Annotated in this window: 2 protein-coding genes; both read left to right on the top strand. The window is 68.4% G+C overall.

Features of this window, described 5'->3' with window-relative positions:
* The first annotated feature begins 92 nt into the window (after positions 1–92).
* Positions 93–608 carry a septum formation family protein gene (locus NQ160_RS21795; protein WP_257517144.1) on the top strand — a complete coding sequence of 172 codons (516 nt, stop codon included), beginning with the start codon at positions 93–95 and terminating at the stop codon, positions 606–608.
* Between the two features lie 95 nt (positions 609–703).
* The coding region (locus tag NQ160_RS21790) for a ParA family protein (protein ID WP_257517143.1) at positions 704–1,326 on the top strand (623 nt) is incomplete at its 3' end.

Genomic DNA, 1,326 nt, shown 5'->3' with positions numbered 1-1,326 from the left:
CCCGATTGGCGCCGACGCGCCGAGTGCTGGCAAGCTGGATGGTCATACCTCTGAACAGCCAATGAATTCCCTATGAAAAAGAGAGATCAACCATGAAGTTCGCCCGCCCCCAGCTCGCCCTCGCCGGCCTCGTCGTGCTCGGCATGACCACGCTGACCGCGTGCTCCGCCGCGTCGCTGCCGGACAACTCGTCGGAGCCCGTTCGCGACGCCGAGAGCGGCCAGGTCACCGAGAGCTCCGAAGCCGTCGACGTCTTCGCGATCCGCGTCGGGGATTGCCTCAACACGTCGGAACTGACCGGCGAGACCGAGCTGGAGAGCGTCCCCGTCGTCCCCTGCGACGAGCCGCACGAGGACGAGGTTTACCACGCCTTCGACGTCGAGGGATCCGAGTACCCCGGCACCGACGCGCTCGCGGCCGAGGCCGACGAGACCTGCATCGCCGAGTTCGGCACCTTCGTCGGCACACCCTGGGAGGAGTCGGCGCTGGAGTACTGGCCGATGTACCCCAGCGAGCAGTCGTGGGCAGGTGGGGACCGCGAGGTCCTCTGCATCGCGTACGACCCCTCGCAACTGGTCACCGGCACGCTCGCCGGCGCCGCACGCTAGTCGCCATCGCCGGAGGGTCGCCACCGCGCGCCCTCCGGCGATCGCCGACGTGATGGCTAGAATCGGTGCAGGCATCCCAGAGAGCAGGAGCATCGGTGGCGGGTAAGGCACAGGCGGCGAAGACCGCGGCGGGGGACACACCGATCGGTCCCACCGGCCGCCCCTATCAGGGCTTCCCGACCCCGCCCAAGCTCAACGGCCACGGTCCGGCACGCATCATCTCGCTGTGCAACCAGAAGGGTGGCGTCGGAAAGACGACGACCACCATCAACCTCGCGGCATCGCTGGCCGAATACGGCCGCCGGGTGCTCGCGGTGGACTTCGACCCCCAGGGCGCGCTGTCGGCGGGTCTCGGCATCGCGACGCACGAGATCCCCACCATCTACGACCTGCTGCTGGACAGCAAGCGCGACCCGCACGAGGTCATCGTGCCCACCGCCGTCGAGGGCCTCGACATCCTCCCCGCCAACATCGACCTTTCGGCGGCGGAGGTGCACCTGGTGAACGAGGTCGCCCGTGAGACGATCCTCGCCCGCGTGCTGCGCAAGGTCGCGGGGGAGTACGACGTCATCCTCATCGACTGTCAGCCGTCGCTCGGTCTGCTGACCGTCAACGCGCTCACGGCGAGCCACGGCGTGCTCATTCCGCTCGAGTGCGAATTCTTCGCCCTGCGCGGCGTCGCCCTGCTCATCGAGACCATCGACAAGGTGCGCGACCG

It is taken from the genome of Microbacterium sp. zg.Y909 (genome assembly GCF_024626565.1).
Note: the sequence above shows the minus strand (reverse complement) of the source record. Positions and strands in the feature narration are given on the sequence as shown.